Below are 25,252 nucleotides of genomic sequence, written 5' to 3'. Positions count from 1 at the left end.
CCATAAAAACAGCCCGCTGCGGGCGGGCTGTTGTGCTTCGGGTGGGCGGTTCTGCCTCAACTGCGGCGGAAGAGGTCGTCCAGCCGCACCAGGTCTTCTTCCAGTAGAGTGCCGCTGGTGGCCCGCAGGCGGATCCAGCTGGCCAGCATGCCGTAGCTTGCCTGGGCCAGCTCCCGGCGGGCAGTAAAGCGTTGCTCCTCGGCATTGAGGATGTCGGTGGTGGTGCGTACCCCTGCCCTGAAGCCGATCCTGCTTGCCTTGAGGGCCTCCTCGCTCGAGGCCACGGCCTTGAGCAGCGCTTCGGTCTTGGCGATGCCGTTGACCACGCCGGCGTACTGCTTGTTCACCTCAAGTTCGATCTGGCTGCGCACATTGTCCAGCTCGAACTGTGCCTGGGTCAGCCGCGCGCGGGCCTGGTCGGTCTGCGCCGACACCGAGCCCCCTGCAAAGATCGGGATGTTGACCTGGAAGCCGATCGAGTTGCTGAGTGTGCGCTGGTCGATGGTGGTGATCGATTCGGAAGTGGCGTGGCTGCGGCTGGCAATGAAGTCGATGGTGGGGAAATGCCCCGATCGCGCTTTGGTGATCTCCTGCTTGCTCAGCTCCACGTTCTTCTGGCTGGCGTGCAGGTCGGGGCTGTTGGTCACCGCCAGTTCCAGCCAGCGCTGCAGTGTCTCGGCCGGCGGGGTGCGCAGTTGGGCCAGGTTTTCGGCGCGCGGCTGATGCAGCCCCGACGGGGCTTCGCCGATGATGGCGCCGAGCGTGCGACTGGCGATGCCGAACTGGTCCTGTGCCTCCAGCACCTGCGCCTGCGCCAGCGACAGCCGGGCTTCCACTTCCTTCTTGTCGGTGAGCGTGCCATCCCCCAGCTCGAACTGGCGGTCGGTCTGCGCCTGCTGTTCCTTCAGCGCGCTGACCTTGGCCTCTGCAAGCGCCAGTGTTTCCCGTGCCAGGAGCACGTCCAGATAGGCCGTCAGGTAGCGGACGGCCAGGTCCTTTTCCTTTTTGGAGAACACCGCCTCGCTGTAGTCCGCCCGTAGCTGCCCCTGGCGGTACTCGGCCCAGCGCTGCAGGTTGAAGATGGGCTGGCGCAGCTGGATGGTGCCGTTCTTGCTGACGTAGTCGAGTTCACGCACCACGGTGGTAGTTTTGCGGGTCAGGGGGTTGGTACTGGGGTAGCGCTGGTCGCCCTCCACCTCCATGCGCGAGCCGCTGGCAGCAATCACCGGTAGCAGCTGTGCGCGGCCAAGGGCGCGATTGGCTTCGCCCGCCTCGCGTTCGGCCTGTGCGGCCCGGTAGACGGGGTCGCGGGTCTTGGCCAGGCGGTAGCCTTCCAGCAGGCTGAGCGCGTGCACCGGCAGGGCCCATGCCAGGCACAGGCCGGTAATGAGAGACTTCATCCGCAAGTTCACCTCATTCCTCCTTGAACGACAGCGCCATGCGGTCCTTGAGCGGCTTGAGCAGGTATTCGAGGAAGGTTCTCTCCCCTGCTTTCATCACCACTGCGGCCGGCATGCCAGGGCGGATCTGCTGTTTGCCGATCAGCTTCATGCCTTCAGACGTGACCTTCACCTGCGCGAGGAAATAAGGCGCTCCAGTCTTCTGGTCTACCAGGCGGTCGGCCGAGAAGGTCTGCACCTCACCCGGGATGACTGGCGTGGTGTGCTGGTTGAGGGCCGGGAAGGTGATGTCCACCGGCATGCCCGGTTTCACCTTGGCGCTCATTGATGGGTCCACCATCGCCTCAATGATCAGGGGTTCGTTGTGCGGGACCACGTCCATCAGCGGCTGGCCACCCTGTACCACGCCGCCCACCGTGTGTACTTTCAGCCCTACCACATATCCATCCATCGGTGCGCGGATCACGGTGTTGCTGGTTTCATAGCGCAGAGCATTGAGCTTGTCGGCCAGCGCTGTCGCTTCTTTCTGAATGTCCGTCAGTTGCGACTCCACCTCTTTCTGATATTCCTGCTGGCGAGCGACCAGGCGCATCTTCACTTCCGAGATGCCGTTCTGGGTACGCCCGATGTTGGCGATGGTGTCCGCCAGTGCCCCGTTGGCTTCGGCTGCACTGCGCTCCAGCTGGTAGAGCCGGTTCTTGGGCACGTAACCTTCCTGTGCCAGATCGCGCACGCCCTTGAGCTCCTCGGTGATCCAGCGGCTCTGGGCCTGACGGCTTTCCCGCAGCGCCTGGTAGCCGCTCAGCTGTGCGCTCAGGCCCTGCAGGTTCTCGCGCAGGATGCCAAGCTCGCTCTGGAGCGCGGCACGACGTGTATTGAAGAGCTGGGTCTGCAGGGCCTTGGCTTCCCGGACGCGCGGGTCCTCGGCCAGCTTTTCCAGGTCGGGCGAAAAGGTGACGGTCGGCCGGTTGTCCCGCTCGGAAATCAGCCGGTCTTCGACGGCCTTGGCGCTGATGTACTGCGTCAGGGTCATGCCCAGCTGGGCGCGCGCCTGGGTGTCGTTGAGGCGGACCAGCGGCTGGCCCTTTTTCACCGGCTGGCCTTCTTCCACCAGAATGCTGTCGACGATGCCGCCCGTGAGGTGCTGCACGGTCTGGCGATTGGAGGCCACGATTACCGTGCCGTTGGCGGTGACACCCTCATCCAGCGGCGCCAGTGCCGCCCATAGGACGAAACCGCCAAAACCCACCAGCAGTACCCGCATGCCCCAGCGGCTGATGCTCTTGTCGTCGGTGTCCACCGGGGCCTGGGGCAGTGCATCGGTTCGCTGGGCCTGCCCTTCGATGGTTTCTGCCTGGTGTGCCTTCTTCTTGAAATTGAGCCAGTTCATGTTCCGTTACGCCTCGTCCGTCGAAGAAGCTGCAGCGCGGGCCTGCTGGGCCTGCTGCTGTTGCAGCGCTGCCTGCTGGTTGGCTTGGGCCAGTGCGGCCAGCACCTGATCACGCGGACCATACATCTGCAGTAGCCCGTCGCGCAGGACCATCAGCTTGTCCACAGCACTGATGATGCTGGTGCGATGGGTGATCAGGACCACGGTCTTGCCTCGCGCCTTGAGATCGATGATGGCCCGCACCAAGGCCTGTTCCCCGACGTCATCCAGATTCGAGTTGGGTTCGTCCAGTACGATCAGCGAGGGGTCGCCGTACATGGCGCGCGCCAGACCGATGCGCTGCTTCTGGCCGCCTGACAGCAGGTTGCCGCCGTCACCCAAGCGGGTGTCGTAGCCCTGCGGAAAGCGCAGGATCATCTCGTGCACGCCGGCGCGCTGCGCCGCCTGGATCACCTTTTCGGAATCCACTTCCCCGAAGCGGGCGATGTTCTCGGCAATCGTGCCTTCGAAGAGCTCGATGTCCTGCGGAAGGTAGCCGATGTAAGGGCCGAGTTCGTCCTTGTTCCAGCGGAAGATGTCGGCGCCATCCAGCCGTATCTTGCCCGCCTGCGTGGGCCAGATGCCCACGAGCAGGCGCGCGAGCGTGGATTTGCCCGAAGCGCTGGGACCGACCACCCCGATGATTTCACCATTGTTGAAGGAAAAGCTCAGTCCCTTGAGCACGGGGGCCTGCGCGCCGGGGGGCACCGCCACCGCATTCTCGACCGTTACGACCCCCGTCGGTGGTGGCAGGCTCATGCCGGTGCCGCGTTCTGGAAAATCTTTCAGGAGTTCTTCCAACCGGGTATAGGCAGCGCGGGCACTAATGAGCTGCTTCCAAGTGCCGATGGCCATTTCCACTGGCTGCAGGGCGCGGCCCATCAGGATGGAACAGGCGATCATCATCCCCGGGGTGATCTGATTTTCCAGCGCCAGCATCGCTCCCACACCCAGCACCAGCGACTGCATGGAAAGGCGCACGAACTTGGTGACCGCATTGATGCGCGCGGCCTTGTCCGAGGCCTCGGTCTGCTTGGACAGCACCTTGCCCTGGAATTGGAACCAGCGGGCGCGCAGGGCCGGCAGCATGCCCATGGCCTCGATTACCTCGGCATTGCGCAGGTTGTTGTTGGCATAGTTGCCGGCTGCAATGGCCGCCTGGTTGGCTTCGGCCAAGGGCTGGCGGGTGAGTTTCTCCGTGACGTAGGTCAGGATGACGAGAAGGAGGATCCCTGCCAGCACGAAAAGTCCCAGTACCCAGTGGAACATGAAGCACACCGCAAGGTAGATCGGTGCCCAGGGCGCATCGAAGAAGGCGAACAGGCCGTTGCCAGTGAGGAACTGGCGCACGCTGGTCAGATCGTGCAGGGCCTGGGCGGCATTGCCCCCGCTGCGTCGCAGGTTGCGCTCGAAGGCGGCGGTAAAGATGCGGAAGTTCAGCAGCATGTCCAGCCGGTTGCCCACACGGATCAGTGTGGAGGAGCGCGCCAGCTCAAGAAGGGCCATCAGACCATACAGTCCAAGGATCAGCAGCGTCAGCATCAGGAGCGTGGTTGCATTGCGGCTGTGCAGTACGCGGTCGTAGACCTGCATCATGTACAACGAGGGCAGCAGCATCAGGACATTGATGACGGCGCTGAAGGCGCCCAGACGATAAAAGGTTTGCCGGAAAATTTGCAGGGTTTCTGCTAGTTCCGAGCGGCTTTGCAACAGACTTTTCATCAGGGAAGGTCCCTTTGATGGGGCCGGAAGAACCGCCTTCTCCGACAGACACGGCTCTTGCGACTACACGGAATTTAGGGGAGGCCATCGTAGCACAGCGGGTTGAACTACCCCGCCCACGTAGGCATTTTTGATGCCCGTGCTGACGATGAGTGTTGTTTAAATGTGACGAATATCACATTTTTCTAGCCTGCTTGAAAGGGGGGCTTGCTGCGGCGCATGGCCCCTGCAGGAAGGCTGATGCTAATATCGGCCCCTGTTTTTCCGCCTAGGGCAGAACCCTCATGCTCGTTTCCGTCATTCTTTCCGGTGGTGCCGGTACCCGCCTGTGGCCCGTGTCGCGCGAAGGCCATCCCAAGCCCTTCATTACGCTCCCCGACGGGGAGAGTCTGCTGCAGAAGACGGCGCTGCGGGCGCGCAAGGTGGCCGATACGCTGATGGTGGTCACCAACCGTGAATACTACTTCCGCAGCCGTGACGACCTCGCTGCCCAGCAGCTGGATGCGCGCTACCTGCTGGAGCCCTTCGGTCGCAATACCGCGCCGGCCATCCTGCTGGCCGCGCTGGCCGCCGAAGACACCTGGGGCAGCGATGCCTGCCTTCTGGTACTGCCGGCCGATCATCTGATCGAAGGGGAAGAAGCCTTCCGCGAGGCGGTGAACAAGGCAGAAGCGCTGGCGCGCAACGGCTTCTTGGTGACCTTTGGCGTGATGCCTACGCACGCGCATACCGGCTACGGCTACATCCAGCAGGGCGAGGCGCTGGGGGAGGGCTACCGCGTGCAGGCTTTCCGCGAGAAGCCCGAGCAGGCGGTGGCGGACCGCTATCTGGCCGAGGGTGGCTATTTCTGGAACAGCGGCATGTTCTGCTTCACCGCCGGGCACATCCTTTCAGCGTTCCGCACCCTGCAGCCGGCCCTTTTCGAGAAGGCCGAGGCCTGCCATCGGGCATCGCCCGAAGCCAAGGCGCTTTCGGGCGCTGTTGAGATCGATGCGTGCCACTTCGAGGCCTGCGAGGATATTTCCATCGATTATGCGCTGTTCGAGCAGGCGGCCAACGTGGCGGTGGTGCCGGCCCGTTTCAGCTGGAGCGACATCGGGGCCTGGGATGCCATGGCCGCGCTCGGCCAGCCGGACGCTTCGGCCAACCGCTTTGAGGGCGAGGTGATTAACGTCGACAGTCACGGCTGCTATGTGCGGGCTGAGGACCGTCTGGTGGCGGCTGTAGGAGTGGAAGATCTGGTAATCGTTGACACCCCCGATGCGCTGCTGGTGGCACGCAAGGACAAGGTGCAGGCGGTCAAGAGCGTGGTCGCCGAGCTCAAGGCGCGCAAGCACGACGCCTACAGGCTGCACGCCACGGTGCACCGTCCGTGGGGGACGTACACCGTGCTGGAAGAAGGCCGGCAGTACAAGATCAAGCGCATCGTGGTCAAGCAGGGGGCCTCGCTCTCGCTACAGATGCATCACCACCGCAGCGAGCACTGGATCGTGGTGTCCGGCATGGCCCGCATCGTCAACGGCGAGACCGAAACACTGCTGCGTCCGAACGAGTCCACCTACATCGCCGCCGGCCACCAGCACCGGCTGGAGAACCCTGGCGTGCTGCCGCTGGTGATGATCGAGGTGCAAAGCGGCGAGTATCTCGGCGAGGACGACATCGTGCGTTTTGCGGACAACTATGGCCGTCAGTAAGCTTGGCCATCTGTGGCAGTACCGCGGGTTCGTGCTCGGCAGCGTCCTGCGCGACATTCGCCTGCGTTACCGCGGTTCGCTGCTGGGCACTTTCTGGCTGGTAGCCCCGCCTTTGGTGATGATCGGCATCTACACGCTGGTGTTCTCCAAGATCATGCACTCCAAACTGCCCGGGGTGCCGTCGGATTACGCCTACAGCATCTACCTGTGTGCCGGTCTCTTGCAGTGGACGCTGTTTGCCGAGGTGGTGCAGCGCCTGCAGAACACCTTCATCGAGCACGCCAACCTGATCAAGAAGGCGAGCTTTCCGCGGCTGACCCTGCCTCTGGTTACGGTGGGGGTAGCGCTCTTCAACTTTGCGGTGATCTACGGGCTCTTCACCCTGTTTTTGCTGGCGCTGGGCCAGTATCACGTGCTGATTCCGCTGGCCTACCCAACGGTGCTGCTGGTGCTGCTGTGGCTGGCCACGGCCACCGGCCTGTTCCTGGCCGTGCTCAACGTCTTCTTCCGCGATATTGGCCAGATGACGGGCGTGGCCTTGCAACTGGTGTTCTGGGCCACCCCCATCGTCTACCCCTCCAGCATCCTGCCGGAGCGTGCGCGCGCGCTACTGGCGTGGAATCCGGTCTATGCGCTGATGGACACCAGCCAGATGCTGCATGTGACCGGCGATACGGTGCGCCTGGGCAGCCTGTGGTATCCGGTGGCCTGGGCGCTGCTGCTGACCGTGCTGGCGGCCGTGGCGTACCGGCGCCTGTACGCCGACCTGATGGATGAAATCTGATGGGCCGCATCGCTGTAGAGAACCTGGGCAAGGCCTTCAAGCGCTACCCTTCGCCGCTGGCGCGGCTCAAGGAGTGGCTGAACCCCGCCCGGCCGCGCCATGAAGCGCGCTGGGTGCTGCGCCATCTGGACTTTGCCATCGAGGCCGGTGAAACCGTCGGCATCGTTGGCCGAAACGGCGCCGGCAAGAGCACACTGCTGAAGATGCTGACCGGCACGCTCGCGCCCACAGAAGGCCGTATCGCCCTGGAGGGTCGAGTGGCGGCCCTGCTGGAACTGGGCATGGGCTTTCATGGCGAGTTCACGGGCCGGCAGAATGTCTACATGGCAGGCCAGCTAATGGGGCTGGGCCGCGAGGCCGTGGATGATCTGATGCCGGCAATCACCGATTTTGCCGAAATCGGCGATGCCATCGATCAGCCGGTGCGCACCTACTCCAGCGGCATGCAGGTGCGACTGGCCTTCAGCGTGGCCACCGCCGTGCGGCCCGACATCCTGATCGTGGACGAGGCCTTGGCGGTGGGCGATGCCTACTTCCAGCACAAGTGCTTCCGCCGTATCCGCGAGTTCAAGAGCCAAGGCGTCACACTGCTGTTCGTGTCGCACGACCCCCTGGCGGTGAAGTCGCTCTGTCATCGCGCCATCCTGCTGGAAAAGGGCGCGGTGGTGATGGACGATGCACCCGACCGGGTGCTGGACTACTACAACGCGCTGATCGCCTTGGACGAGGACGCTGCCGAAGCCCATGCCGCGCACATCAGTCAGGACAGCCGTGCCACCCGTTCGGGCAGCGGCAAGGCGCGCATCGTTTCGGCCGACCTGCTTGCTGCGGATGGGCAGTCCACCCGCATCCTGCGTCACGGAGAGGACGCACGCCTCGTGGTGCGCTGCCGCGTGGACACACCGCTACCCGACCTAACGCTGGGCTTCCTGCTGCGCGACCGTCTGGGCAACGAGATCTTCGGCACCAACACCTATCACCTAGGACAGCCCCTGCCGCTGGAAGCGGGCACCGTCTTCGACGTGGTGTTCGACCTGCCCGGCTGCCCGCTGGGACTGACGAGCTTCAGCATCACGCTGGCGCTGCACCGCGCCTACAACCATCTCGAGGACAACTACGACTGGTGGGACCAGGCCCTCACCTTCGAGGTGGCCCAGGGCGCCTCCCCCCTCTTCAGCGGCGTGGCCGGCCTGCCGGTGACGGTATCCGTCCTGCAGGCCGCGCCGCTGGCTTCATGATGCAGAAAGAAGGAGTCCCCATGGCCCAAACCACGCCTTCCCTCGACGACATCATCCGCCGCGTGCGCGAGGAAGCTGCGCGTCAGCCCGAAGCGGCCAGCAGCCCTGTCGTGGCCAGCGTGGCCCTGCCGCACTTGGCCAGTGAGGACAATCCGCTCACCGTCGAGGAGGGCGAGACCGTCGCGCTCGATCTGCTGCTGCTGGAGGAGGGCGACACCTTCCTCCACAACGCCTACCGGGTGCTGCTGGGACGCGAGGCCGATCCGGCCGGGTTGGACAACTACCGTGCGGTGCTCGGGCACAGCGGCAAACTGGCGGTGCTTTCCGCGCTGCGGCTGTCGGCGGAGGGGCGGCGCCGGGCGGTGCAGGTAGACGGCCTGGCGCTGCCCATGGGTCTGTACGGTCTGGCACGTCTTCTGGAGCGACGTGGAATCCGCGTGGGCATGGGCCGGGTCCTGCGTGCGCTGGAGCGCTGGCAGGGGCGGCGGCTTGCAGCGGTGCGAAGCCTGATGCGCCGTCAGGCCGCTGCCAGCCGTCAGGCCGAAGCCCGCCTTGCCGGTACCGAAGCACGGTTGGCCGTGCTGTTCGACCTGAAGGCGCAGTACCTGGAAACCCGGCAGGCGCTGGCGGCGGCCCGGGACGAGATCGCCCGGTTGCGTGCCGAGCAGCGCGGACAGTTCCAGCGGCTGGACACGTTGCTCGACCGCCTGGCCCACAATGCCGCCGAGCCGGATGTGCAGCAGCTGGCCCAGCGCCATGCCCACGACAAGATCGATCTCTATTACCGGGCCTTCGAGGATGCCAACCGCGGCTCGCTAGAGGAGATCCGGGCCAAGCAGTCGGTTTACCTGCCGCGCTTTGCCGCGCTGCGCGCCGCCGGTCTCCAGGCTCCGGTACTGGACATTGGCTGCGGACGCGGCGAATGGCTGCTTCTGCTCCAGGAGCAGGGCTGGACCGTGCGCGGCGTGGACATGAACCCAGTGATGGTGGCCGCCTGCCGCGAACAGGGGCTGGAGGCTGAGGTGGGCGACGCGCTGGCGTGCCTGCGCCGCCTGCCTGATGCCAGCCTGGGTGCGGTGACGGGCTTTCACATCATCGAGCACGTGCCCTTCGAGACGCTCTACGGCCTGTTCGAGGAGGCGCGGCGGGTGCTGGTGCCCGGCGGGATGATACTTTTCGAGACCCCCAATCCGGAGAACGTGCTGGTGGGCAGCCATACCTTCTATCACGACTTTAGCCATCGCAATCCCGTCACGCCCACCAGTGTCAGCTTCCTCGCGCGCTATCACGGCTTCGAACGGGTCGAGGTCGAGCGCTACAATCCCTATCCCGAATCGGCCAAGGTCCCGGGCGATGATCCGCTGACCGAGCGCGTCAATGGCCACCTGTGCGGGCCGCAGGACTACGCGCTGATCGGCTATGTGCCGGAGCATGCGGCATGAGGGTGCTGGTGGCGGCCAACATCACGCCCTTCCTGCACGGCGGTGCGGACTACCACATCCTCGGCCTGGTCGAGGCGCTGCGGCGCCACGGGCACGAGGCCGAACTGCTGCGCCTGCCCTTCGTCTTCCAGCCGGAGGCCGACATCGAACGGCTGATGGACTTTTGCGCGGCCACCGACCTGTCAGCCCCCAACGGCCAGCACATCGACACCTTGATCAGCCTGCAGTTTCCGGAGTTTGCCCTGCGCCACCCCAACCATGTGGCATGGGTGATGCACCAGCACCGGGCAGTGTACGAACTCTACGATGAAGCGCGCGCCGATCCGACGCTGGCTGCGCTGCGTGCCCGCATCACCGCGTTTGACAATCAGGCGCTCGGTGCGGTGAAGAAACGCTTCGCCAACTCGCAACGGGTGGCGGCGCGGCTCAGTCAGTTCAACGGCCTGGAGGCCGAGCCGCTCTATCATCCCCCTGCCGGCGCGGAGCGTTTCCACTGTGCACCGGCCGAGCCGTACATCTTCTACCCCAGCCGTTTTGAGACGCTCAAGCGCCAGTCGCTGCTGATCGAGGCCGCCCGACACATGCGTTCGCCGCTGGGCATCCTGCTGGCCGGTGAAGGCGGGCAGCTGTCTGCCTGCAAGGCCTTGGCCGAACGCTTGGGCGTGGGGCACCGGGTGCGCTTCCTCGGCCGCGTCAGCGAGGCGGAGAAGCATGCCTTCTATGCCCATGCCACGGCCGTGTTCTTCGGCCCGTTCGATGAGGACTACGGCTACATCACCCTCGAGGCAATGCTGTCCTCCAAGCCGGTGGTCACCTGCACCGATTCGGGCGGGCCGCTGGAGTTCGTGCTCGACGGCGAAACCGGATGCGTCGTCGACCCGCAGCCCGAGGCGTTGGCCGAAGCGCTGGACCGGCTCCATGCCGACGCCGGCCGTACCGCGGCCATGGGGCGTGCCGGCCGTGCCCGCTACGACAGCCTCGGCATCGGCTGGGGGCCGGTTGTCGCCCGTCTCTTGTCTTGAGGAGCGCGCGATGAAACTTGCGATTGTTGCGCCCAGCCCGGTGCCCTTCGTCATCGGTGGCGCCGAAAACCTGTGGTGGGGCCTGGTGTCCGCCTTCAACCGCGAGCCGGGCATCGAGGCTGAGCTGATCAAGCTGCCCAGTCCGGAGCGCAACGCGCGCGAGATCCTGGCCAGCTACCGGCGCTTTGCCGAACTGGACGTCAGCCACTTCGATCAGGTCATCACCACCAAATACCCGGCGTGGATGCTCAGCCATCCCAACCATGTGGTGTATGTACAGCACAAGCTGCGCGGGCTGTACGACACCTATCCGGCGCATCTGCCCACGGCACTGCCTGCCGATACCCGGCTGCCTCAGGCGCTGCGCAGTCTGATCACCCGCCCCGACCCCGACCGTAGCCTGCTGCCCGACCTGTTCGGGGCGCTGGAAAGCTGGTTTACGGCCCATCCGGACGATCACGGCTTTGACCTGCCGGGGCCGCTGCTGCGCGCAGTGGTACATCAGCTGGATCGCATCGCGCTCGCCCCCGGTGCTATCCGCCGTTACATGGCCATTTCGCATACCGTGGCCGGCCGCGCCGACCACTTCCCGCCCGGCGTGCAGGTGGAGGTGCTCCACCATCCCACCAGTCTTGCCACCCAGCCTGCCAGTGCCTACGAGGCGATCTTCACCGCCAGCCGGCTCGATGGCCCAAAGCGGGTGGAGCTGCTCTTGCGGGCCTATCTCAAGGCCGGCGTGGACGTGCCGCTGCGTATTGCCGGTAGCGGACCGGAGGCGCAGCGCCTGCAGCGCCTGGCCGAGGGCAATCCGCACGTCAGCTTCCTTGGGCGCATCACCGAGGAGCAACTGGTGGACGAATATCGTCGGGCGCTGTTTGTGCCCTTCATCCCCGATCGCGAGGATTACGGGCTCATCACGCTGGAGGCGATGCAGAGCGGCAAGGCGGTGCTGACGGTGTCGGATGCAGGGGGGGTAAACGAACTGGTGCAGCCCGGGCTTAATGGCGAGATCGTCGCGCCCGATGAAGACACGTTGGCCGAAGCCATCCGCCGGCTGTGTGAAGATCGCACCCGCACCTTGGCGATGGGAGCAGCGGCGCCGGGCTCGGTGGCCCACATCGACTGGGCCGCCACCGCCCGGACGCTGCTCACGCCGCCCGTACGGCGCAAGAAGGTGGTGGTGGCCAATACCTTTACCATTTATCCTCCGCAAAGCGGCGGGCAGCTGCGGCTCTACCACCTCTACAAGGGCCTTGCGCGTCAGGCCGACGTGGTAATGGTCAACCTGACCGAGCCCGGCCAGCCCGCCCGGCGCCTGGCTCTGGCGCCCGGCCTGAGCGAAGTACGGGTGCCACGGGCCCTGTCGCTGGCGGAGGCAGACCGGGCGTTGGAAGGCGCGCTCGGCGTCTCCAGCGGCGACCTGTCGCTCGCGCTGTTTCCGGCGTTGGCGCCCAATTACCTGCGGGCCCTCCGGGAGGCTTGTGAAGGGGCCGATGTGGTCGTGGCCTCGCATCCTTACGCTTGGGCGGCGCTGCGCAAGGTATGGCCCGGGCCGATCGTGTACGAATCGCACAATATGGAATACGACCTCAAGGCAGCCCTGTACCCGCCGGACACGCCCTGGTTGCAGGGTCTGGCAGACGTGGAGGGCGCCTGCGCGCGCGAGGCGCCACAGGTGTTTGCCTGCAGCGAGGCCGACGCTGACCGCCTGGCCGAGGTGTATGACGTACCGCGCGCGCGCATCGGCGTAATACCCAACGGGGTGGATGTCTCCGAGGTGACGTTCACCCCGCCAGAAGAACGCGAGACCGCCAAGGCGCGTCTCGGCCTGGCGGGTCGGACGCTGGTGCTGTTCATGGGCAGCCTGCATCAGCCCAACGTGGAGGCACTGGAAACGCTGATCGCGGTCGCGCACACGTGCCCCGACCTGGACTTCCTCATCATGGGTAGCGTCTGCCAGGCCGCCTGCCTTCAGGCGGCTTCGGCCAACGTGCACCCGCTGGGCCTGGTGTCCGAGCGCGAGAAACAGCGCTGGCTGGCCACTGCCGATATCGGCTTCAACCCCATGCTGAGCGGTTCCGGCACCAACCTCAAGATCCTTGACTATGCCGCCGCCGGGCTGGTGATCGTCAGCACGCCTTTCGGGGCCCGCGGCGCGGTGCTGACCGCCCCGGAGCACTTGCTGTTGGCCGAACCCGACCGCCTGGCACCTGCCCTGATGGCTGCTGCCCGTCTGCCGCTGGCCGAGCGCCAGCGTCTGGTGGAGGCAGCCCGCCGCCGCATCGAGGAAACGGTAGACTGGCCCGCCGTGGCCGATGCCTACGCCCGTCAGCTTCTCTGACCAGCCGGCCCTGCAGTAGGCGGTGCGCAGGCCCATGAAAAACGCTCCCGGAAGGGAGCGTTTTTCATGGGGAAGGGCGCTTATTGGGTGGCGGCCAGTTCCGGAGTCTGGATCAGCCGATCCATTGCTGAAGGGTCGGGGATTAGCAGCGCCCGCCCCTCGCGCACGATGAGCCCCTGCTGCGCCTATTTCCCACTGTCCTCCGCACCGCGCTGCGCATTCTGGATCAGCCGGTCCATTGCTGAAGGGTCGGGGATTACCAGTGCCCGCCCCTCGCGCACGATGAGCCCCTGCTCCATCAGGCTGCGCAGTACCCGCGACACCGACTCCCGGCTGGTGTTGGCCATCGCCGCCAGCTCGTGCTGGGTTGGCAGCTGCCGGATCACCAACGCCTTGCGCCCGCCCGCTTCCGGCGTGGAGTAGCTCAGCAGCAAAGCTGCCACCCGGCGCTGCACATTGTTGATGGAAAGGATCACCCGCCGCTTGTTGTTGGCACGGATCACCAGTGCAAACCGGTCCAGCATCGCCCGGGTGACCGACGGCGCCATGCTCATCAGCTGCTGGAAGCATTCGCGCGAAAGCTTGCCCACCACTGAGGGTTCCATGGCCCGTACTGACGCTGCACGAGGCAGGCCGTCAATTGCCGATAGCTCTCCAAAGTAATCTCCGGGTTGGATGATATGCAGTCCCACCTCCTGGCCGTCCTGGGCAACATCCATCACCAGAAGGCGGCCTTTTATCAGGAACAGCAGCTCTGTGGAGGGCTCGTTCTTTCCGATGACTTGCTCCTGCTTGCCATATTCGTGCAGCGCAGTGTGCTGCCCCAGCCACTCCAAGGTTTCCGGAGAAAGGGGGGCAAAGAGGGAAATCTGATGGAGAAGATGGGCCTGGATCATGGGAGAAATGTGACGGCTGTAACATTTTCCGTCAAGTTCTGGCACCCGTTTGTCCTAAAGCACGACTAGAATTCTGTATTGCCTACACCATCTAAGTGTAGATAAGTGTAGATAACTCCGTTTTCCCAAATGGGAAGCGTTTAAAGGAAACGGTATGCAAGGCAAATGGATAATGCTTTCCTGCTTGCTGGCCGGGGCGGCCTGCGCAGCCGATCACGCAGGCGAAGTCGTGTTTGCTTTGGGGGACGTCACCGTCAGACAAGGGCAAACGGTCCGCCCCCTGCATACCGGCGATAAGGTGTATGCCGGAGACCTGCTGCAGACGGGCTCCAACGGGCATGTGCACGTGCGTACCGTGGACCAGGGTTTCCTGAGTGTACGGCCTGCCTCCCGCCTGTTCATCGAGCAGTATCGCTATGAGGCTGCCCAGCCTGCCAGCTCCAGCATTCGCTTCCGGCTGGAGCAGGGAGTCATGCGCAGTGTGACCGGCAAGGGCGGTCAGGCGGCCAAGGGCAACTTCCGACTCAACACTCCGGTTGCTGCCATCGGCATTCGGGGCACCGACTTTAGCGTCTACACCGACCGTTCCGAGACCCGGGTCAGCGTCCAGCAAGGAGGCGTGGCGGTTTCTCCTTTCACCGACACCTGCCGCGCAGAGGCCGCCGGACCGTGCGCCGGTCAGTCCGTCGCCAACCTCTACGCGGGCATCAGCGACCAGATCCTGCGCCTGCGGCTGCAGGACGGCCGCCCCGTGATCCTGCACGATGCCAGCCACAGCCTCAGCCCCGAAAGCGTGGCGCCGCCTCTGCCGGAAGAAAAGGCCAGTCAGCCGACCGAAACGGCCCATGTCGCCAAGGCGATGCCGCTACCGTTGAGCGACCTGCAACTGGTGGATGTCATGGCTGGCAAGCAGGACCTGTTGCCTTCGGACACCTCTTCGCCCGCACCCGGTCCGGTCCCACAGTCGCTGGCAAGACTGGACTGGGGGCGCTGGGCCGGTCAGGCGGGTGCCGGGTCTGATGCCACTTACGAGCCGATCTATAACGATCCGGCAGGGCGCTATACTTTGGTGCGTACCCGGCAGCCTCTGGCTCTGCCCGAGCGCGGCAGCTTCGATTTCAAGCTGGCCGCCGCCGACGCGGAAGTACGCATGGGCGAGAGCCGCGTGGCCGCCGCAGAGGTATCCAATGCACGCCTCACAGTGGACTTCGGCAAGCGCGAGTTCCACACCTCCCTCACCGTGACTTCCGAGGCGCTGTCCAGTCCAGTAGACCTCAAGGCCACCGGTGGTGGCGTCAGCCAGGATGGCAGGCTCAATGCCAACCAGTATTATCAAGGCAACATGCGTGTACGCGGAGCGCTGTCCGGCGATGGCCGTCAGGCAGGATACATCTTCAGTCACGCGATCAATGAGGGGGGTCTCAAAGTGGTTGGGGCCACGCAGTGGAAACGCAGCCCCTGAATCGACGCGCTGAAAATCCGTTTCACAGAGCCGGCTTTTCTTTTTCGGGCTCAAGATGGTCAAGGTGGCCGCTTTGAGCCCGATGTCATTACATGCGACAATGCCGGCAGTTAAAAATGGCTGCCGGCTTTGAAAAAGACCCACCCGTTTCTTCCCTGTGCCGCTCTGCTGCTGGCAACCATGTACCTGCTGCTTTCCGGCGCTTTTTCGCTCTGGAACGCGCCCTTTCTCGCGGCAGTGGAGGATACCCGCTGGCAGGTATTTCCCCGTGAGCGGGTGGCGGGCCTGCCGGTTGCGGTGGTCGACCTGGACGAGACCACGCTGTCCCGTTACGGCTACTGGCCCTGGCCCAGGGAGCGCATGGTTGCGCTGGTGCGCCGGTTGCTGGAAGAACAGGGCGCCGCTGCGGTGGCACTGGATATCCTCTATCCGGAAGCCTCGGGTAACCCGGCTGCCGATGCCGCATTGGGCCATCTTGCCCGCACCGCTCCGGTGGTGTTGGCACAGACCTTCGACCTCTCCCAAAGTAACGCCCCACGCACGCTTGGACAGGTGGCCGGCGGGCAGGCATGCCCTGCCGGGCTGCCGGTCCCACAGGCACAGGGCGTCATTGCCCCCGGAGCCACCCTTGGCCCCGGCGTGCGTGCCGGACACATTACCCCTGCTATCGACGCCGACGGGCACCTGCGCCGTGCATGGCCCCTGGTGCGCTATCGCGACCGCTGCTACCCCGCCCTGAGCATGGCGTTGCTGGGTGCGGCTGCCCGGCTGCCCGACGCCACGGTGTGGAAGGCTGGCTCCGGAGGTGGGCTGGAAAACCCGGTGCTCGGCATTCATCTGCCGCTGCAGGCTGATGGCAGCATACGGCTGCCGTGGCCGGTGGAATGGCCACCTGTCATCCCTGCCGCTGCGGTACTGGATGCCCGCCTCCCCTTGCCTGCCCTGCACAATAGTTTGGTCGTAGTAGGCTCGTCCGCAGCCGGCCTGGGCGATCTAGTCACTGTGCCCGGAAAATCCCGCCTACCGGGGGTCATGGTACATGCGGTGCAGGCCCAGGCCATGCTGTCCGGCACCTGGATGCAGCGTCCCGGCTGGGGTGTGGCGCTGACGGGACTGTACGTCTTCCTGCTGGCATGGGGCTGTCTATGGCTGGCGGTACAGCGTCATCCTTGGCTGGGCCTGACACTTGCGCTGACGGGCGGGCTTGTCTGGGTGGCGGTTAATGCCACGTGCTGGCGGCAGGGGCTGGACCTGCCCCTGTTGCCGCCGCTTTTCTGCGTGCTGCTGCAATGGCCTTTGCAGTCCGCGTGGCAAGGCCTCAAGGCGCAGCGTGCCCAGCGCCTGCTGTTCCGCCAGTTCAGCGCCTATCTGCCGCGTCGGGTGCTGGACGAGCTGGTACGCTCCGGTGCCGACCCACGCACCCTGGATGATGCCCGTCGCTGCGACATCACCGTGCTGTTCGCCGATATCGTCGGCTTCACCCGACTGGCCGAGCAACTGGCACCGGAACAGGTGGCCCAGCTGCTCAACATTGTGATGAGCCACCTGGGCAGGCTGGTGCACCGCCACGAGGGTACCCTGGACAAGTACATCGGCGATGCGCTGATGGCCTTCTGGGGCGCCCCCCTGCCGCAGGCGGACCACGCCGACCGTGCCGTGGCCTGTGCCGAGACCATGCTGGCCGACCTGCCCGCCATCAACCACGCCCTGCGTCAGGTTGGCCTGCCTGCCATACGCCTTGGAATCGGCGTCAACAGCGGGGAGGCAGCCGTGGGCAACCTCGGGTCCAGTCAGCGGCGCGCCTACAGCGCCGTGGGCGATACCGTCAACGTGGCCGCTCGGCTGGAGTCGCTGACGCGCGTGCTGGACCAGCCTCTGCTGCTGGGAGAAGACACCTGTCGCCGCCTGCGTACCGGCGCCATCTACCCTTTGGGGTGCTTTGAATTGCGTGGTCGCTCGCGCGCCAGCCTGGTGGGGGCCCGCCAATGCAGCTGAAAACCCTGTGCCTGCTGGCCGGACTAACGGGTGTCCTCCTGCCGCAGACCGTAGCGGCTGGACCCGGGGCAGATGACGAGCGGGCCCGCCTGGAAAACGCACTGGCGGCCGACCCCTACAATGTGGAGCTCAGCTACCGGATTGGTGTGCTGGCCTACCAGCAGGGCGACCTGGCCAGCGCGCTGGAGATGTTCGAGCGCACCGTGGCACTCAACCCCGGGCACGCCGGCGCCTTGCTGGACATGGCCATCACCTGTTTTGACCGGGGCGAGTACGACGATGCCGAGGCGCTCTTTCAGCGGCTGGAGGCGCTGCCAGAATCTGCCCGGCCTGCCCGCGTCAGCCGCGTGGTGCGCGCGTACCGCGCCCGCATTCGCGCTCTGCGCTCGCCGTGGCAGCCGCAGCTAATCACCACCCTGGCCATGGGCTACAACAGCAATGCCAACCAGGGGTTGGCTTCCAGCATTGTCACCCTGCCGGCGGACATTGCGCTGGAGGTGGACCCGGCCTTGCAGGCGCAGGCAGACCCCTTTGCCGAAGTGGCGCTGGACCTACGCAGCGAGCGGGCCCTGGCCGGGGGGCGGCTGGGGCTGGCCGTAGGGCTGAGGGCGCGTCGCTGGGCCACGCAGAATGACTACCGCCAGGGCTGGCTGGTGGCGGGCGCCGATTACCTGTACCCGCTGGCCCCACAGTGGCAGGTGCAGGCGGCGCTGTATGGGGTGGAAGGCCGACTGGGCGGCATGGCCGTACAGCGTACCGTGCTCTCCAGCGTGCAGCTTACCCGACAACCCGGCCCGTTCTCGCAGTGGCTACGCTGGGAGGCTGCCGGCCGCCAGTTCCCCGAAAGCAGGCCCTACGATAGCAGCAGCCAGCGCTACGTGGCCGGCCTGGGCTGGGCTACCCAGCGCTGGCAGGTGCGCAGCGAGGCCGGCTATACCCGGGACACCGCCCGCCACGACCGCCCCGGCGGCAACCGCCAGCGGTACGATCTGCTGCTAGAGGCCGACTACCGCCTGTTGCCGGCCTGGACACTGGCGGGCAGCGTGCAGGCGGAATACGAGCGCCAGCAGGCACCTTTCAATCGTACCGAATTCGGTAATTTCTACCGCACCGATCGCACCCGCAGCAGTAGCCTTTCCCTGGCCTGGCAGCCGCAGGACCGCCAGCGCTGGGCGCTCAGCCTCAACCGCTACCGCCTGGCTTCCACGCTGGACCTCTACGATCTTGGCCGTACCGAGGTACGTCTGGAGTGGCAGCACGCCTGGTTTTAGGGCGCATTCTTCCCCCCACCTTTTTTCGGGCCTGCCGTTTGCTGCGCCTGCCGCTGGAGTGATGGAGTACACCGGGCAGGCCCAGCCATGCGCTTGGTCTATCGGCCTGGCAATAAAAACGCATAAGCATGTGACAGCTGTCACGTAGGTTTTATGCACCCCCGCCTATAATTCACTGGGCTGAAGGGGTATTCCCACAGCATTGGTTGATCAATCAAACCGTTTTATTGAAGGAGCCATACATGGCCGCTGCTGCTTACTACGATGCCGTACAGAAACTGTACATCGCTTACTATGGCCGTCCGGCCGACCCGCTGGGCCTGCAATACTGGTCCAACGAGATCGAAAAAGCCGGCGGCAAGATCGACGCCGTTGTGAATGCCTTCGGCAACTCTGATGAAGCCAAGGCCATCTATGGGGATCTGGGCCTGGCTGCTCAGATCAACAACGTGTACCAGAACATTCTGGGCCGCCCGGCTGAAACCGGTGGCCTGACCTGGTACGCCCAGGAAATCCAAGCTGGCCGCATCACGCTGGCTGGCCTGGCACAGGCTGTTATCGCTGGGGCCAAAGGCGCCGACGCCACTGTCGTAGCCAACAAGCTGGTCGTAGCCAAGGCCTTCACCGACGCGGTGGACGACAGCGCCCAGTCCATCGTTGCCTACAACGGCGAAGCCGCTGCTGGCATCGCCCGCGATTTCCTGGCTACCGTTACCGCCGATACCGCTTCGGTGACCGCTGCCACCGGCAACGTTGCCTCGACTGTTTCCAGCCTGAACGGCGCGCTGACCGGCGAAACCTTTACGCTCACTACGGCTGTTGGTGAGCAAGTGAATGGTACCGCTGGCAATGACGTATTCAAGGTAGTTGCAGGTACCGACGCAACCCTGAATACCAGCGATATCCTGGACGGTAAGGATGGTAACGACACGCTGCAGCTTATCGTTAATGGTGCGAACACTGAACTGGCTGCTGGCATCGAAATCAAGAACATCGAGCGTGTGTTCATTACTGCCGCAGGCAACCTGAAGAACGACGTTGATGCCACTCTGTTCCAAGGCTCCAAGGAAATCTGGGAAGTTGGTTCGGACAAGGCCATCACTGGCCTGACCACTCAGACCGTCGGTTTCCAGAACGATGCTGGTAATGCCGGTGATCTCACCTTCGATGCAGGTATTGCCACCGCCAATGTCGCGCTGAACAACAGCAACAAGGCTACCAGCATTACCGTTACTGGTGCTGACCTGAAGACCCTGAACGTGTCCGGTTCGGTCAAGGCTGATAACGCTACCACTGCTGGTACCGTGACGCTGAACAACAGCACTGCAACTGCACTGAATCTTAAGCTGAGCAGCGCTGCCACTGTTGAAGCTGCGGGTCTGACCAAGGTGACCGCTATCGACGCTTCGGCTTCGGCTGGCAGCCTGGGTATCTCTGACGCGGGTAGTGTTGTCGCTTCGCTGAAAACCGGCGCGGGTAACGACACCGTGACCATCAAAACCGTCACCGATAAGGCCACCGCCGTGAACGCGGTGGTGGACGCTGGCGCGGGCACCGACAAAATCACCGTCAACACCTCCGGCGATGGCGCGACCACCGTGACCGCTGGCGCCGGTGACGACACCGTGACCGTTACTGCGACCAGCACCGGTGTGTTCACCGTTAACGCTGGCGACGGCAACGATGTGATTGACCTCGGCACCCGTGGCCTGGCCCTGACCGACAAGATTGACGGCGGCGCCGGCACCGACACCCTGAAGCTGGCAGGCAAGGCGCTGGTGGCGGAAGACTATGCGCTGATTTCGTCGGCCGTGTCGAACGTTGAAGGCATCGCCTTCACTGGTGCTACCAAGGCGGACGTTGATGCTTCCAAGCTGGCCCAGTTCTCGACCCTGAGCTTCGCCGGCAACGCTGGCGATAAGGTGACTGAAGTTGCCGCTGCCCAATCGCTGGTGACCGCTGCCGACCTGGCTGCCGCTTCCAAGGGCTATGTTAATGATGCTGACCCGACCAAGACCGTCTACGGCGACGCGCTGACCATCAAGGCCACCGGTGATGGCACCATCACCGCCGCCGGCGCTTCGGTTGCCCTGAACGTGGCCCCGGCCAAGAACTTCAGTGACGCGGACCAAGTGGCTACCACCACCCTGAAGGGTGACTTCAAGGCCGCGACCGTGACCCTGACCGCCTCGCAAGACTTTGATGCCACCGGCAAGGTGACCGGCGACAACAAGGCTGCGCTGACGTTTGTTGCTACTGATGCCGCGCAAACCACCTCGCTGACCATCTCCGGCGCCGGCACTGCCGATGTGACCGGCGGCGGTAAGCTGGCGACTATCGACGCTTCCGGCCTTGGCGGTGCTTACACCGTTGACGCGGGCGCCAACAAGGCTGGCGACATCTACGGTGGCCTGAAGTTTGTTGGCAACGCTGCTGTGGCCGAAACCATCAAACTGGGCGCCGGCGCGGATGACATCACCGTGAACTCCACCTACGGCAAGCTGGATACCGTGGTCGGCTTCGATACGGTTAAGGAAACGGCGACTGCGCTGAAGAACTCGGTGGTCGATACCCTGACCTTTGGTACCCATAAATTCGACGGCACTGCTGCCAACGCCTTGACTGCCGCTGCTAAGGTCGACGTGACGGGTCTGTCGCTGGAGGCTGCCTTCATCAAGGCAATTCAGGCTTCGGGTGCGAACTCCACGGTCGACGGCGCTATCAAGCAATTCCAGTTCAATGGCGACACTTACCTGGTTCAGGATCTGCACAGCAATGGCGCAACCTTGGCTGGCCACCTGGACAACGGTGACCTGGCCATCAAGATTGCGGGTCTGCACGACTTCACCACCGCTTACGGTACCTTCGCCGGCTAATCTCCCCCGGAGACAAGCCCCCGCCCTCGGGTAGGGGCTTGCGGTGAAACCCTCAACCCTCGGCTCTTCCGAGCCGGGGGTTTTTTCCGAGGACGTTGGTAAACCAGTTTCCTCCGAAAAACCCCCCCTACTTTTCCATCAAGGTGGCTGTATGCCGATGTCCGAACACAACCTTGTCGAGCTGCTGTCGCAGCTGGAGGCTTCTACGTTGGCCGAAGAGACGGTGCCTGTACCGTTGGCCCCCTCGACAGTGGCGGTGGTGCTGGTGGGCACCGTCGCCCCGGCGGCAGACGGGCTGCCGCTGTGGCAGCCGCTGGCGGGCGATGCCTGGGTGCTGGCCTAGGCGAGTGCCTATCCCGTCTGGCCCTTGCCTTGCCCCGTAGCTGAAAGCAAAACAGCATGACCCTGCCGGAATACATCACCCTAAACGGTAGCCGCTATACCACGGCCAAACGGCCCGAAGAGGCGCAGGCCCGCAGCATCCTGAGGGTGGGCGCCAAGCTTGCCCGCCTGCCGCAGCAGCGGGCCATTGCCCAGGCTGCCCGCAGCGCCTGCGGCCATGCGCTGGCCGATGCGGTAAACGGGGGCGATACCCCTGCCCAGGCGCCCAAAAAACCCCGCGCCCCGCGCAAGACCCAGACAGCGTGATGTGTCTCCCTCTTCCAAGGGCGCACCCCTGTCCTGCCCGTGCCGGCAGGAAAGCCCGGAATGGCCTGTTGTGAGCGCAGTACTGTGGGCCTCTGACAGCAGGCCGGACAAGCGGGCTGGGCCTTCGTGCCGGGGGGTGTGGGTGCGCTGGCCTCCCGCCCCGGGCCAGGTCGGCAGAGGGGAAGGCCTGGAGAAAATGGGGGCGTGTCCTGCCGGGGTAGCCCGCCCATGCTGACCGAGATCATCCAGTCCGACCCGGCGTTGCAGGCGCTGCAGGCAGCGTGGCAGGCGTTGAGTGCCGTCGTGCCGCAATCCACCGGCTTCTTCGCCAGCAGGGATTTCGTGTGGCAGTACACCCGCGCCATCCAGCCCAAGGGTTGGTTCGTGGTGACGATACGGGATCCGGACACCCGAAAGCTGGTGGCTGTGTTTGCCTGGGAGCGGGTCAACCTGCACACAGCAACCCACGCCTATCGGGCTGTGCAGCCCATGGGCGCAAGCCTGGGCTCGTATATCGAGCCACCCATCGCTCCACGCTGTCTTCGCCCCGCGATGCAGGCCTTGTTCAACACGGCCCTGCCCGCAGCCGGGGCTGATCTCGTCTGCTTCTGGCCGCTGCACGAAACTTCGCCGCTTTACAATGCCCTGAATGAAGACTTGCGCGGCAGCGGCACGCTGAAAACCTTCCGTTACCCGGACAACCTGCGCGAGATCGAGACCCGGGGGCTGGACTATGCGCTCTACTGCAGCAGCCGGCCCGGCGCCACTATTCCCGATGCGCGTTATGGTGAAAGGCGTCTGAATAGGGAGGGGACCCTGCACTTTACCCTGTGCGAGCCTGGCCCTGAGGCCGTGGAGATTGTGCAAAGGCTGTGCACGGCTACTGTCGAACGCTTCGGGGCGCAGTTTGCCTATCGTGCCCAGCCGGAGTGGAAGACGCTCGTCGTCGGGCTGGTCCGGGCGCTCGCCACATGCGGAACGGCCCAGGTATCGACGCTGCGCTTCAACGGTGCCATCATCGCCAGCGGCCTGAGCTTCTGGCACAAAGGGCGACGCTTTTTTTACCTGACGCACTACGACCCAGCCTACGCCCGTTATTCTCCCGGAAAGATCCTGCTTTACCGGCTCATTGAACAGACCTTCGCAGACCGGGGGTGTGCTGTTTCGGCTCTGGCACGTATCGCTACAAGGATGATTGGGCGCAGAGCAGTGGCGAGCTGAAGGCCGCGTTCGTCTTCCTGCAGCCGGAGGTCCGCGAGGCGCTGGACGCGCTGATAGACCGCGACTTCATTGTCCGCCTGGCCGGATAGCGCGGCGCATGTGGATGGAACTCTCCAAGAGGGCGGCGCGGTCGCACAGGCGCTACCCCTCGCTGTCGCCCGGGCTGGCCACCCCTGATGCAAGAACATGGAGTGCCTGATGCCTACGCTTCCCCTGCCCCCTGACCAGCAGACCGTCATGCCGCGGGTTCTGCTGGTTACGCACGACTGGAGCACGCTGACCGAGCTGCCCTGGCTCTTCCGTGAGGCGGGTTGCCGGGTGGATGTGCTGTGTCCGGCGGGCAACTGGGCCATCCGTAATGGCTTTTACGACCGCTGGCTGGATGCCGGCCTCACACTGGAAAGCCTGCTGGAGACGCTGGAGACGCTGGTGGCAGGGGGTACTTACCGTACCATCGTGATCGGGGACGACCCGATTCTGTGGGCTATCTACCGCCGGCGGCTGATGCCGCTGTGGCCACTGCTGCCGCTGCACCGGCCCGAGGCGCTTCCCATCCTCAACAAGCTGGGGTTGGCCGAACACTGCCGGGCACATGCCATCCCCTGTCCGCCTGCCTGCCGGGTGGAGAATGCTGACGAGGCGCTGGCGGCGGCTGTTACGCTGGGACTGCCCTTGGTATTCAAGGAGAATTATTCCAATGGCGGGCAGGGCGTGTGGGTGATACGCGACGAGGGCGCCTGTCGGGCCTTTGCGGCCAGCCATGGCTTCGGCCAACCCCTGCTGGCGCAGCGTTTTGTTGCCGGCCGCCATGTGGATGTGGAGGCGCTCTTCAAAGAGGGGCACCTGCTGCAGTACGTTTGCGCGGAGATACTGGAAGACAACCACGGACCTTCCAGCAAGCGGCGCTATTTCCCCAATCCGCCTGAGATCGGGGCCATCCTTGTGCAGCTGGGCCAGACCACCGGCCTGCACGGCTTTGCCAACGTCGCCCTGATGCAGGAGGAAAGCAGCGGCCGCTACCTGCTGTTCGAGGCCGATCCGCGCCCCAACAAGTGGGTGCCGTATGGCCGTTGGTTTGGGCAGGATTTCGTATCTGCCCTACGGGTGTTCCTGGGGCTGACGCCGGTGCCACCTGCGGACGCCGACACGCCGCCCGTTGCCGTGGCCTGCTGGGAGGTGGAGCATTTCTCCAGCCACGTTACCCGGCTGCTCAATGCCGGGCGCTACCTGGACGCCATCCTGCATCTGCTGGACTTCGACCGTACCTGGCGGCCGGTGTTGTACGACCCGGTGCTGCTCAAGGCGAAGATGGAGGCCCTGCGCGGACAGATCCTTCCCAAGGCCGAAGCCTGGGCGGCCCGCGCGGCCCAGCAGGTGGCCGCCCTGCAGCAGCCCAATCTTGTTGTCCCCGTTCCCTTTTCTCCGGAGGCCGCCGTGACAACCGTCACCATCGACAACCACACCTATGACGTGGAGGCCCTTCCCGCCGAAGCGCGTGCGCAGGTGGCCAGCATCCAGTTCGTGGATCAGGAGCTGGCCCGTCTGCAGGCCCAGGTAGCGGCCTTGCAGACGGCGCGCAATGCTTACAGCCAGGCCCTTGTGGCCGCCGTGCGCGAAGCGGACTCCACTGCAGGCTAACCTTGCCTTGGTGCCAGAGCGGAGGGGAAGACGCTAGCTTGTCCTCCGGTACGATGCTCGGCCTACATGCGCCTTGTGTGCAGGAAAGACTGCTATTCCGGCCAGAAGCACTAGGCAGCACAGTCGTGCCGCCGGTGCCTTATGGCGTACCAGGCCCCCCTCTCCGTGGCACG

18 protein-coding genes are annotated in these 25,252 nt (G+C 64.7%); 14 read left to right on the top strand and 4 right to left on the bottom strand.

Features of this window, described 5'->3' with window-relative positions:
• Positions 1-56: 56 nt before the first annotated feature.
• The 3 genes from EV669_RS04140 to EV669_RS04130 are packed head-to-tail and all read right to left on the bottom strand — an operon-like array spanning position 57 to position 4,551.
• Positions 57-1,400 (bottom strand): TolC family outer membrane protein, encoded by a 1,344-nt coding sequence (locus EV669_RS04140; protein ID WP_072242867.1) that lies wholly within the window; start codon positions 1,398-1,400, stop codon positions 57-59.
• 13 nt (positions 1,401-1,413) lie between these two features.
• The gene (locus EV669_RS04135) at positions 1,414-2,790 is read right to left on the bottom strand and encodes an HlyD family type I secretion periplasmic adaptor subunit (protein WP_132097966.1); all 1,377 of its coding nucleotides are present in this window, start codon (positions 2,788-2,790) and stop codon (positions 1,414-1,416) included.
• A 6-nt stretch (positions 2,791-2,796) separates the two neighbouring features.
• The gene (locus EV669_RS04130; protein ID WP_132097965.1) at positions 2,797-4,551 is read right to left on the bottom strand and encodes a type I secretion system permease/ATPase; all 1,755 of its coding nucleotides are present in this window, start codon (positions 4,549-4,551) and stop codon (positions 2,797-2,799) included.
• Positions 4,552-4,835: 284 nt separating this feature from the next.
• Between EV669_RS04130 and EV669_RS04125 the strand changes: the two genes are divergently transcribed.
• From EV669_RS04125 to EV669_RS04100, 6 genes are read left to right on the top strand one after another with little or no spacing between them, the layout of a single operon-like run.
• Entirely contained in the window at positions 4,836-6,245 is a 1,410-nt protein-coding gene (locus EV669_RS04125; protein WP_132097964.1) for a mannose-1-phosphate guanylyltransferase/mannose-6-phosphate isomerase, read from the top strand.
• Positions 6,232-7,029 carry an ABC transporter permease gene (locus EV669_RS04120; protein ID WP_054286097.1) on the top strand — a complete coding sequence of 266 codons (798 nt, stop codon included), beginning with the start codon at positions 6,232-6,234 and terminating at the stop codon, positions 7,027-7,029. Before EV669_RS04125 ends, EV669_RS04120 begins: the two co-directional genes overlap by 14 nt.
• On the top strand, positions 7,029-8,267 hold the full coding sequence (locus EV669_RS04115; RefSeq protein ID WP_132097963.1) for an ABC transporter ATP-binding protein: 1,239 nt from the start codon (positions 7,029-7,031) through the stop codon (positions 8,265-8,267). The genes EV669_RS04120 and EV669_RS04115 overlap by 1 nt, the downstream gene beginning before the upstream one ends.
• 20 nt (positions 8,268-8,287) lie before the next feature.
• A complete protein-coding gene (locus tag EV669_RS04110; RefSeq protein WP_165922703.1) occupies positions 8,288-9,709 on the top strand; it encodes a class I SAM-dependent methyltransferase in 1,422 nt (473 codons plus the stop codon).
• Complete coding sequence (locus tag EV669_RS04105) at positions 9,706-10,731, top strand: glycosyltransferase family 4 protein (protein WP_132097961.1); 1,026 nt, start codon at positions 9,706-9,708, stop codon at positions 10,729-10,731. The genes EV669_RS04110 and EV669_RS04105 overlap by 4 nt, the downstream gene beginning before the upstream one ends.
• Before the next feature lie 10 nt (positions 10,732-10,741).
• Positions 10,742-13,072, top strand: coding sequence for a glycosyltransferase family 4 protein (locus EV669_RS04100; protein WP_165922702.1), 2,331 nt, complete (start codon positions 10,742-10,744; stop codon positions 13,070-13,072).
• Between the two features lie 185 nt (positions 13,073-13,257).
• Here the strand turns inward: EV669_RS04100 and EV669_RS04095 are convergent, their stop codons facing one another.
• Positions 13,258-13,968: a Crp/Fnr family transcriptional regulator gene (locus tag EV669_RS04095; protein WP_132097959.1), complete on the bottom strand. Its 711-nt coding sequence runs from the start codon at positions 13,966-13,968 to the stop codon at positions 13,258-13,260.
• 172 nt (positions 13,969-14,140) lie between these two features.
• Between EV669_RS04095 and EV669_RS04090 the strand changes: the two genes are divergently transcribed.
• The 8 genes from EV669_RS04090 (at position 14,141) to EV669_RS04055 (ending at position 25,079) form a co-directional block, all read left to right on the top strand.
• The gene (locus EV669_RS04090) at positions 14,141-15,430 is read left to right on the top strand and encodes a FecR family protein (RefSeq protein ID WP_165922701.1); all 1,290 of its coding nucleotides are present in this window, start codon (positions 14,141-14,143) and stop codon (positions 15,428-15,430) included.
• A gap of 180 nt (positions 15,431-15,610) precedes the next feature.
• On the top strand, positions 15,611-17,425 hold the full coding sequence (locus tag EV669_RS04085; RefSeq protein ID WP_132097957.1) for a CHASE2 domain-containing protein: 1,815 nt from the start codon (positions 15,611-15,613) through the stop codon (positions 17,423-17,425).
• Positions 17,416-18,696 carry a porin family protein gene (locus EV669_RS04080; protein ID WP_132097956.1) on the top strand — a complete coding sequence of 427 codons (1,281 nt, stop codon included), beginning with the start codon at positions 17,416-17,418 and terminating at the stop codon, positions 18,694-18,696. Before EV669_RS04085 ends, EV669_RS04080 begins: the two co-directional genes overlap by 10 nt.
• Positions 18,697-18,902: 206 nt before the next feature.
• Positions 18,903-21,572, top strand: a complete 2,670-nt coding sequence (locus EV669_RS04075; protein ID WP_132097955.1) for a DUF4214 domain-containing protein — start codon at positions 18,903-18,905, stop codon at positions 21,570-21,572.
• A gap of 157 nt (positions 21,573-21,729) precedes the next feature.
• A complete protein-coding gene (locus EV669_RS04070) occupies positions 21,730-21,915 on the top strand; it encodes a hypothetical protein (RefSeq protein ID WP_132097954.1) in 186 nt (61 codons plus the stop codon).
• A 56-nt stretch (positions 21,916-21,971) separates the two neighbouring features.
• The gene (locus EV669_RS04065) at positions 21,972-22,220 is read left to right on the top strand and encodes a hypothetical protein (protein WP_132097953.1); all 249 of its coding nucleotides are present in this window, start codon (positions 21,972-21,974) and stop codon (positions 22,218-22,220) included.
• A gap of 228 nt (positions 22,221-22,448) precedes the next feature.
• Positions 22,449-23,441: a GNAT family N-acetyltransferase gene (locus tag EV669_RS04060; protein WP_132097952.1), complete on the top strand. Its 993-nt coding sequence runs from the start codon at positions 22,449-22,451 to the stop codon at positions 23,439-23,441.
• Positions 23,442-23,639: 198 nt separating this feature from the next.
• Positions 23,640-25,079: an ATP-grasp domain-containing protein gene (locus EV669_RS04055; RefSeq protein WP_165922700.1), complete on the top strand. Its 1,440-nt coding sequence runs from the start codon at positions 23,640-23,642 to the stop codon at positions 25,077-25,079.
• Positions 25,080-25,252 lie beyond the last annotated feature (173 nt).

The sequence above is a fragment of the Gulbenkiania mobilis genome, from assembly GCA_004346645.1.
Classification (GTDB): Bacteria; Pseudomonadota; Gammaproteobacteria; order Burkholderiales; family Chromobacteriaceae; genus Gulbenkiania; species Gulbenkiania mobilis.
This window is presented reverse-complemented; position numbering and strand designations above follow the sequence as displayed.

What these genes read in the sequence shown, in the direction of transcription:
- EV669_RS04080 (WP_132097956.1), top strand. Translation starts at nt 17,416, where the DNA reads ATGCAGCTGAAAACCCTGTGCCTGCTGGCCGGACTAACGGGTGTCCTC.
- EV669_RS04055 (WP_165922700.1), top strand. Translation starts at nt 23,640, where the DNA reads ATGCCTACGCTTCCCCTGCCCCCTGACCAGCAGACCGTCATGCCGCGG.
- EV669_RS04120 (WP_054286097.1), top strand. Translation starts at nt 6,232, where the DNA reads ATGGCCGTCAGTAAGCTTGGCCATCTGTGGCAGTACCGCGGGTTCGTG.
- EV669_RS04115 (WP_132097963.1), top strand. Translation starts at nt 7,029, where the DNA reads ATGGGCCGCATCGCTGTAGAGAACCTGGGCAAGGCCTTCAAGCGCTAC.
- EV669_RS04060 (WP_132097952.1), top strand. Translation starts at nt 22,449, where the DNA reads ATGCTGACCGAGATCATCCAGTCCGACCCGGCGTTGCAGGCGCTGCAG.
- EV669_RS04130 (WP_132097965.1), bottom strand. Translation starts at nt 4,551, where the DNA reads ATGAAAAGTCTGTTGCAAAGCCGCTCGGAACTAGCAGAAACCCTGCAA.
- EV669_RS04125 (WP_132097964.1), top strand. Translation starts at nt 4,836, where the DNA reads ATGCTCGTTTCCGTCATTCTTTCCGGTGGTGCCGGTACCCGCCTGTGG.
- EV669_RS04095 (WP_132097959.1), bottom strand. Translation starts at nt 13,968, where the DNA reads ATGATCCAGGCCCATCTTCTCCATCAGATTTCCCTCTTTGCCCCCCTT.
- EV669_RS04065 (WP_132097953.1), top strand. Translation starts at nt 21,972, where the DNA reads ATGACCCTGCCGGAATACATCACCCTAAACGGTAGCCGCTATACCACG.
- EV669_RS04070 (WP_132097954.1), top strand. Translation starts at nt 21,730, where the DNA reads ATGTCCGAACACAACCTTGTCGAGCTGCTGTCGCAGCTGGAGGCTTCT.
- EV669_RS04140 (WP_072242867.1), bottom strand. Translation starts at nt 1,400, where the DNA reads ATGAAGTCTCTCATTACCGGCCTGTGCCTGGCATGGGCCCTGCCGGTG.
- EV669_RS04105 (WP_132097961.1), top strand. Translation starts at nt 9,706, where the DNA reads ATGAGGGTGCTGGTGGCGGCCAACATCACGCCCTTCCTGCACGGCGGT.
- EV669_RS04100 (WP_165922702.1), top strand. Translation starts at nt 10,742, where the DNA reads ATGAAACTTGCGATTGTTGCGCCCAGCCCGGTGCCCTTCGTCATCGGT.
- EV669_RS04110 (WP_165922703.1), top strand. Translation starts at nt 8,288, where the DNA reads ATGGCCCAAACCACGCCTTCCCTCGACGACATCATCCGCCGCGTGCGC.
- EV669_RS04135 (WP_132097966.1), bottom strand. Translation starts at nt 2,790, where the DNA reads ATGAACTGGCTCAATTTCAAGAAGAAGGCACACCAGGCAGAAACCATC.
- EV669_RS04085 (WP_132097957.1), top strand. Translation starts at nt 15,611, where the DNA reads ATGTACCTGCTGCTTTCCGGCGCTTTTTCGCTCTGGAACGCGCCCTTT.
- EV669_RS04090 (WP_165922701.1), top strand. Translation starts at nt 14,141, where the DNA reads ATGCTTTCCTGCTTGCTGGCCGGGGCGGCCTGCGCAGCCGATCACGCA.